Genomic DNA, 8,091 nt, shown 5'->3' with positions numbered 1-8,091 from the left:
ATTGCCGGCATAGGCGTCGGCGGCAGCCCCGCTCAGCCCAGTCAACTCGGCAATCCAGAGGCCCAGCAACCGGTTCCTGCGTGTCCGGATGCGAAGCGTCATCTCCTGATCGTGCTGGAAGGCAGCCTCGATCGCCTTTTCCCTCGAATCCAGGAACGTCATGTTTCCTCCATCCGGGCTTACGCCGGCCGGTCAACTCGACCAGAGAACGAGCATGCGCGGGTCCCGCATCACATCGCGCGTGGTGCCGCCGAAGATCCGCTCCTGCGTCCGATCGTGCGAATAGGCGCCCATGACGAGCAGATCCGCACAGGCTTCGTCGGTGGCCATCATCAATGTCTCGCCGACCGACAGGCCGATCGGCTTCCGAACCTCCACCTCGGCCCTGAGGCCATGTCTCGCGAGGTACGCCTGCACGGGCTCGAGCGGTGGGGTCGCGCCATGCTCCTCGACCGCGAGCACTGTGATCTTCCGGCACGCATCGAGAAGAGGCAGGGCGCCCGCGACGGCCCTGGCCGCCTGGGGAGTATCGTTCCAGGCGATCACGGCCGACCCGCACCGGTTCAGGATGGTTCGGCCAGGCACCAGAAGCACGGGGCGCCCGGTGGTCAGCAGCGCCGCCTCGAAGATCCGGTCGGCGATCGAAGGACGGCTGCGCTCAGCCTTCGCCACCACGATCAGGTCCGCGGTACGGCCGGCCGGGCCGATCGCCTCGCCATACGGCTCCGGACATTCCGTCCAGTGGACGGGAGCCGGCTCCACCGGGTCGTGGCTGTGCCGGCACTGGATCCGGTCCCTTTCCCGCCACTGCTCGAACCAAGCGTGGGCGCGGTCGGCTGACGCGCGCACCTCCGTGCTCAGCGACTCGGTGAAGTCCTCGGTCCATCCGGGAGCGAAGATCTCGCCGAGGAAACGGTCGGACAGATCCCCCGGCCGGCAAAAGTAGAGGCATTCGAGCTCCGCCCCCTGCCGTCGCGCGATCATGGCCGCGATATCGAGCATGTCGTGCCGCGGAGCACCCGCGAAGGGAGTCAGTATCCGGCGGATCGACATCTCGGTTCTCCTTCTGTCGGACGGACCCTCACGGTCTCGTCATCGCCCTGGGCGAGCTCTTTCAAGCGGTCGATCGCCTCGAGCGCAATCTCGTGCCGGCCGCGGACGGCGATCAGCCCTTGATCCCTCAATCGGCCGAAGGATCGGCTGACCGTCTCCAGGGTCAGGCCGAGATAGTCGGCGATGTCCGCCCGGGTCATCGGCAGCTGCACAGGGTTGGACGAAAGGCCGAGCCCCCCCGCCCGGCCGCTGAGCTGCAGCAGGAAGCCCGTCAGGCGCTCCAACGCCGACTTCTGGCCGAGCGACAGCATGTGCTCCTGGGCCGAAGCCAGATCTCCGATCAGCCGCTCGCGAAGGGCGGTCTCGACGGCCGGGAGACGACGCAGCAGCGCCTCGAAGCGGGTGCGCTCGAAGCGGCACAGCCGGGCCTCTCCGATCGCTTCGACGCCATAGGGGTAGGCGCCCTGGACGGGGAGCCCGAAAAAGTCGCCGCAGAGAAGGAAACCCACGATCTGCTGCCGGCCGTCAGGCAGCGCCTTCACCAGCTTCGCCGCGCCGGACACGATGTTGAACGTATGGTCCGCAGGGTCGCCCTCGGTGACGATGCGCTGGTGCGGACGCAGCCGGACCGTTTCCGCGATGTCGGCGAATTCCGTCAGGTGTTCATCCGACACGCTGCCGCAGAGGCTTCGGCAACGCGCCTCGCAAGTGTGGCAATCTTCGAGCGCCGATCGTGTCGCCGGAACCAGAAGCCTCAATACGCCGGCTACCATCGAACGCTCCCCGATGAGTGCCATCTCTTCCCCGGGCAATTCATCACCGGCGCGCCGCCGCGACTTTGATCCAGATCAATCAGCCCTCGTCCAGGGCATGTCGGAGATGTCGCAGGATCGCGCTTCGGGCGCGCGCATGGCCGGCGGCCTCGAGACGGGCGTCGATGTCGAGGAGAAGCCGCGCCCGTTCGTTGTGCCAGTCGAGGGCCGCGACGGCCTCCGGCAGGATGCGCGGCCGCTGCGGCATCGGGATGAGCTCGGGCAGGCCTGCGCGGAACGTGTAGCCGTCGTCGAGCTGGGGCACGATCACCGTCGGCGCAGGATCGAGGCTCTTGATCACCCGTTCCCGCAGCGCCCCGAGCGCCGGCCGTTCGCCATGGACGAGGAACACCGCGCCGCGGACCTGCCCGCGATCGGCGATCCACCGGGCCAGCTCCGGCCCGTCGGCGTGCCCGGAATAATCCTCGATCATCCGGACCCGCGCGCGGACCTGCAGCTCTTCGCCCTGGATCCGCACCGCCTTGGCGCCGTCCTGCAGCAATCGGCCGAGCGTGCCCTGCGCCTGGAAGCCCGTCAACAGCACGGTGGCGGCCGGGTTCCAGAGATGCTGCTTCAGATGGTGGCGGATGCGGCCCGCATCGCACATGCCGCTCGCGGCAATGACGATCCTGAACCCGTCCACGCCATTGATCGCCCGGCTCTGATCCGGCGTCTCGGCGAAATGGATCTGCTTCGACTTCAGCGCCCGGGCAAAATCCGGGCCGCCCTCCAGCGCCTTGTGATTCTGCAGGAACACGTCAGTGGCGCGGATGGCGAGGGGTGAGTCGACATAGATCGGCGATGCCGGCACGACGCCGTCGCCCATCAGCCGCACGAGATCGAGGATGAGCTCCTGGGTCCGCTCCACCGCGAAGGCGGGGATGATCAGCACGCCCTGGGGCGTCATGGCCTCCCGGATCTCGGCCGCCAGGTGGCCGCGCCGTGTCTCAGGCGTGACCTCCGGCCGGTCCACGTCGCCATAGGTCGCCTCGCAGACCAGGATGTCGATGTCCCTCGGCGCCCGGGCGTCGGGCTGGAGCATCTTGGCATCGGGACCGAGATCGCCGGACACCAGAAGGCGAAGGGGCCTGCCCTCCCCGCCTGCGAGCTCGATCTCGATCGATGCTGATCCCAGGATATGCCCCGCGTTCCAGTATCGGGCGCGGATGCCGGGAATCGGTTCAAACCACGCTTCGTATCCGACCGGACGGAAGGCCGCGAGGGTCGCCTCTGCATCCGCCACGGTGTAGATCGGCGTCACCTTGGCCCGGCCCCGGCGCTGGTTCCGCCGGTTCAGCGTGAGCACTTCCGACTCCTGGATATGTCCCGCATCGGGCAGCATCACACCGCAGAGATCGATCGTGCCGCGGGTGGCGTAGACCGGCCCGCGGAAGCCGTCGCGCACGAGCCTGGGGATCAGGCCGCTGTGATCGATATGGGCATGGGTCAGCAGGACGCAGTCGATCTGATTCGGCCGGAAGGGAAAGGGGATGTAGTTGAGCCCCTTCAGCGTCTTCGTTCCCTGAAACAAGCCGCAGTCGATCAGGATGCGGCGGTCGTCGGCCTCGAGCAGGAGGCAGGAACCGGTGACGGTGCCGGCCGCGCCGTGGAAATGCAGGGTGGGAGCCATGACGCCTCGGGGATGGACGACACGCCGACCGTGATCGGCGCGTCGCAGTTGCCGTCGAACGGCAGATCTAGCCAACCAGCAGGTGATCCTCGACCGCAGTGACCCCGGGCGCGGACCAGGCGGCCCGCTCCGCCGTGTTGCGCTCTGCCCAGTTCCGCACCCGGCCGCTCAGGGTGATGGTGCCGTCGACAGCCGAGACCCGAATCTCGCCCGCATCGAGGGCTGCGTTCCGCCGGAACGCCTCCTCGATCTTGTGCTTGACATCCGTGGCGCGGACCGCCGGCTGGACCTTGATCAGGTTGATCAGGCCCATGACGCCGCTGAGCTTCTGGATGTCCGCTGCCGCCGCGCCGCGCTGATAGTCCCAGTCGACGGTGCCCGAGAGGGTCACCCATCCCTTTTCCACCTTGACCGAGATCCGGCCGGTCGGCACCGACACATCCCATTGCAGGATGCGCACCGCCCGCTCGGCGATCTCGTCGTCCTTGGTCTTCTTGGCGTAGGGCGGGCGCACCTCGATCTCCTCCGCGATGCCGCGCACGCCCGTCACGCGCTGGGCCGCCCGCTCGGCCGCCAGCTTCTCCGCATAGGTCGTCACGTGCCCGGTGAGGGTCACGACACCGTTGTCCGCGGCGACGCCGATATGAGTGGCGTCGAAGGTCGGATCCCACGCCAGTTCGTTGAGCACATTGCGCCGAAGGTCCTCGTTCTTGCCGGTCATCACCAGCCTCCTTTGTCAGGGTCGACAGACAGTGCGTAATCCCACCGCCGCGGCACGGCTTTGACCCAGATCAACTCGGCCGTCGGTGGCCTGGCGCCAGCGGAAGCCTCGCAACAGGATCAGGCCCGCGCCGGCAGCGCGGGCCTGCGTCCGGGATGCCTCGGGATCAATGGGCCAGGAGAACGCCGACGCGCGCCTGCTCGACCGCGTCGCGGGTGGTGCCGCCGAGGATCGCTTCCCGGACCCGGCTGTGGGTGTAGGCGCCCATGACCAGGAGCCCCGCCTGCATGCGGTCCACCTCGTCGAGCAGCGCCTGGCCGACCGTGCGATTGTCGAGGGGCTTGGGCTCGCACTCGACCAGGATCCCGTGCCTCTGGAAATAGGCCTGGATCGCATCGAGCTTCACCTCCTGCCCGGCCTCGTCCAGGAAGGTGACCACCTTGATCCACTTCCGGTCGCGCAGCAGCGGCAGCGCCCCCGCGACCGCCCGGGCCGACTGGACGCTGTCGTTCCAGGCAATGAGGACCGTGTCGACGCGGCTGAGGAACGGCGTGTCGGGCACCATCAGGACCGGTCGGCCTGAGGCTAGGAGCGCATCCTCGAAGATCTCTCGCGACCAGGCCGTCGCGGTATTCTCGGGACCCCGGGTGACGATCAGATCGGACACCCGGCAGGCGGCGCCGATCACGTCGGAGTTGACGCCGGCCTCCTCCCGCCAGGTGATCTTCGGCGTATCGGTTTCGCCGGCGACGCGGTTGCGGTGGCACCAGCCGTCGAAGTAGCGATGGGCGGCCTTGGCGGCCTCGGTCACCGAAGCCTCGATCTCCGCTTGGTACCTTTCGCTCCAGGCGCCGTAGTCGAACTCCCAGGCGGGAACATTGCCGATGATTGAGGGACGCAGATACAGCAGCTCGACCGCGGCCGTCTGCTCCCGCGCGATTGCCAGCGCTGCGTCGAGCAGGCTGTCGTCATTGAGCTTGCCCGCAACGGGCACCAGGATCTTACGGATTGGCATGGCCATCTCCTGCATTCCAAGGGTGCGCCGCGCGGTCTGTCGGAGGATTGCCGCCGGTCGCGGACAGCATCCTGCTGCCAGCCCCGCCTCCCGACTTTGAGGTGGATCAAGCGCCGAGGGAGATCGTCACCCGTACCAGCCCGGGCTCGTCCGGCACGGTTTCGCGCTTGAAGCCCAGCTCCTCAGCCATGCGCAGCATAGTGGCGTTCTCGCGCAGGATCTCGCCGGAGATCCGTGCCAATCCCCGGCTCCGGGCATAGGCGATAACCTCGGTCATCATCCGGTAGCCGAGCCCCTGCCCCTTCAGGTCCGAACGCACCATGATGCCGTATTCGGCAGCGACGTTGTCCGGATCGGCGACGATGCGCACTGTGCCGAGGAGAACGGGGCGCCCGTCCTCCGCCTCCTCCGCCACCAGCGCCATCTCGCGGTCGTAGTCGATCTGCGTCAGCCGGGCGGCGAAGTCGTGGTCGAGCCGCATCGGGCCGAAGAAGCGCAGCCGGATGTCCTCCGGGCTCGACCGCTGCAGCATCTCGCGCATCGCCGGCTCGTCCTCCGGCCGCACGGGCCGCAGCGTGAAGGTCCTGCCGTCGCGCAGCGCCAGATGCTGCACCAGATGCTGCGGATAGGGCCTGATCGCGAAGCGCGGCGTCCCGGGCGGCAGCGGCGGCTGCACTCGGATGCGGGCGTCGAGCGCCACCACCCCGTCCTCGTCGGCCAGGAGCGGGTTGATATCCAGCTCCACCACCTCGGACAGGTCGGCGGCGAGCTGCGACAGCTTCACCAGCGTGAACGCCGCCGCGTCGAGATCGGCCCTGGGGCGGGCGCGGTAGCCTTGCAGCAGCAGCCAGACCCGGGTGCGCGCCATCAGGTCGCGGGCCAGCACGGCGTTCAGGGGCGGCAGGGCGACGGCAGTGTCGCGCAGCACCTCGACCGCGGTGCCGCCATGTCCGAACAGGATCGTCGGACCGAACAGCCTGTCCTGGCCGATGCCGAGGATCAGCTCATGCGCGCCGGGCTTGCGCGCCATGTCCTGCACGGTGAAGCCGAGCAGTCGGGCCTCGGGCGCGGCCTTGCCGATCGTCACGAGCATCTCTCGCGCCGCGGCCCGCACCTGCTCCGCCCCTTCGAGGTTGAGCCTCACCCCGCCGAGATCGGACTTGTGCGTGATGTCGGGCGACAGGACCTTCAGTGCCACCGGTCCCTGGAAGCCGGACGCGGCATCCGCCGCGGCGTCCGGATCCGCGGCGACGCTGCAGGTCCGCACGACCGGGATGCGATAAGCCTCCAACACCTGCTTGGATTCCGGCTCGGTCAGCATCGCCCGTCCCTCGGCCAGCGCCGCGGCGATCACCGCCCTGGCCGCGGCCGGATCGGGCGCGAAATCCTGCGGCAGCGCCGGCGGCGTCTCCATCAGCAGCGCCTGGTTCCGGCGGTAGCGGGCCAGATGCATGAAGGCGCGCGCGGCCTGGCCTGGGGTGGCATAGCTCGGGATCCGATGCTCGGCGAACAGCCGTCGCGCGGCCGCGGCGGCGCCCTCGCCGAGCCAGCAGGTCAGGACCGGCGGCCGGCGGCCGTCGCGCGTCGCTGCCGCCTCCACCGAGCGGACCACCGCCTGCGCCGCATCGATCGGATCGGCGACTGCGGTCGGACAGTTCATCGCCAGCACCGCGTCCTTGCCGGGGTCGGCCAGCATCGCATCGAGCGCGCGGGCATAGCGCTCGCCCGTCGCGTCGCCGATGATGTCGACCGGGTTGCCGCGGCTCCAAGTCCGCGGCAGCGCCACCTCGAGCCGCGCCATGGTCTCGGCCGTGAGGGCCGCCATGGTGCCGCCGGCATCATCCAGCGCCTCGGTCGCCAGGACGCCGGTGCCGCCGCCATTGGTCAGGATCGCCAGCCGGTCGCCCTCGACATGCAGGCGGCTGGCCAGGGTCTCGACTGCATCGAACAGCTCGGCCAGGTCGAAGACCCGCAGCATCCCGGCGCGGCGGAACGCGGCGTCGTAGACGGCGTCCGATCCCGCGAGCGCCCCGGTATGGCTGGCGGCCGCCCGAGCCGCGGCCTCGGTGCGGCCGCCCTTGATCACCACCACCGGCTTGGTGCGAGCGGCGATGCGGGCCGCCGACATGAATTTGCGGGCATGGGTCACGGCCTCGACGTAAAGCAGGATCGCCCGGGTGCGGCCGTCGGCGGCCAGCCAGTCGAGCATGTCGCCGAAATCGACATCGGCCATGTCTCCCAGCGACACGACGTGGCTGAAGCCGATGCCGCGATGCGTCGCCCAGTCCAGCACCGCGGTCGCGATGGCGCCGGACTGGCTGACGAAGGCGATGACGCCCGGCAGCGGCGCGATATGGGCGAAGCTGGCGTTGACGCCATGGTGCGGCGCCATCAGGCCGAGACAATTGGGGCCGAGGACGCGCAGCAGATGGGGCCGCGCCGCGTCCAGCATCACCTGGCGCAACGCCGCGCCCTCGGCCTGGCTGTCGCCCTCGCCGAAGCCGGCGGTGACGACGACGGCGGCGCGGGTGCCGCGGGCGCCGAGCTCGGCGATGAGGCCCGGCACCGTCGCGGGCGGGGTGGCGATCACCGCCAGGTCCGGGGTGACCGGCAGCTCGGCGACCGACCTATAGGCCAGGGTGCTGCCGATCGACTGCGCATTGGGATTGACCGGCATCACCGGCCCATCGAAGCCGCCGGCGAACAGGTTGCGGGCCACGACCGCTCCGACCGAGCCGGCGCGGCGGCTGGCCCCGATCACCGCGATCGAGCTCGGGCGGAACAGGGCGTCGAGGTTGCGGACCGACATCGTATCCTCTCGTCTGCCGCCAAGCCGGGGCGGGCCTCCGGGCCGAGCCCA

Annotated in this window: 7 protein-coding genes; all 7 read right to left on the bottom strand. The window is 69.4% G+C overall.

Annotation, left to right across the window (positions count from 1 at the left end):
* Window positions 1-162, bottom strand: a 162-nt coding sequence (locus FFK22_RS44860; RefSeq protein ID WP_143956879.1) for an ATPase inhibitor subunit zeta, incomplete at its 3' end; no start/stop codon positions are given.
* Between the two features lie 30 nt (window positions 163-192).
* The gene (locus tag FFK22_RS27435; protein ID WP_138890877.1) at window positions 193-1,053 is read right to left on the bottom strand and encodes a universal stress protein; all 861 of its coding nucleotides are present in this window, start codon (window positions 1,051-1,053) and stop codon (window positions 193-195) included.
* A complete protein-coding gene (locus tag FFK22_RS27430; protein WP_221938893.1) occupies window positions 1,032-1,850 on the bottom strand; it encodes a Crp/Fnr family transcriptional regulator in 819 nt (272 codons plus the stop codon). The genes FFK22_RS27435 and FFK22_RS27430 overlap by 22 nt, the downstream gene beginning before the upstream one ends.
* A 55-nt stretch (window positions 1,851-1,905) precedes the next feature.
* Window positions 1,906-3,495: an MBL fold metallo-hydrolase gene (locus FFK22_RS27425; RefSeq protein ID WP_138890878.1), complete on the bottom strand. Its 1,590-nt coding sequence runs from the start codon at window positions 3,493-3,495 to the stop codon at window positions 1,906-1,908.
* Window positions 3,496-3,562: 67 nt separating this feature from the next.
* Window positions 3,563-4,216, bottom strand: coding sequence for a BON domain-containing protein (locus FFK22_RS27420; RefSeq protein ID WP_138890879.1), 654 nt, complete (start codon window positions 4,214-4,216; stop codon window positions 3,563-3,565).
* 166 nt (window positions 4,217-4,382) lie between these two features.
* A complete protein-coding gene (locus FFK22_RS27415; protein ID WP_186002682.1) occupies window positions 4,383-5,231 on the bottom strand; it encodes a universal stress protein in 849 nt (282 codons plus the stop codon).
* A 106-nt stretch (window positions 5,232-5,337) separates the two neighbouring features.
* Entirely contained in the window at window positions 5,338-8,040 is a 2,703-nt protein-coding gene (locus FFK22_RS27410) for a bifunctional acetate--CoA ligase family protein/GNAT family N-acetyltransferase (RefSeq protein ID WP_138890881.1), read from the bottom strand.
* Between the last annotated feature and the right edge of the window lie 51 nt (window positions 8,041-8,091).

Origin of the sequence: Mycobacterium sp. KBS0706 (assembly GCF_005938675.2) — a bacterium.
Classification (GTDB): domain Bacteria; phylum Pseudomonadota; class Alphaproteobacteria; order DSM-16000; family Inquilinaceae; genus Inquilinus.
This window is presented reverse-complemented; position numbering and strand designations above follow the sequence as displayed.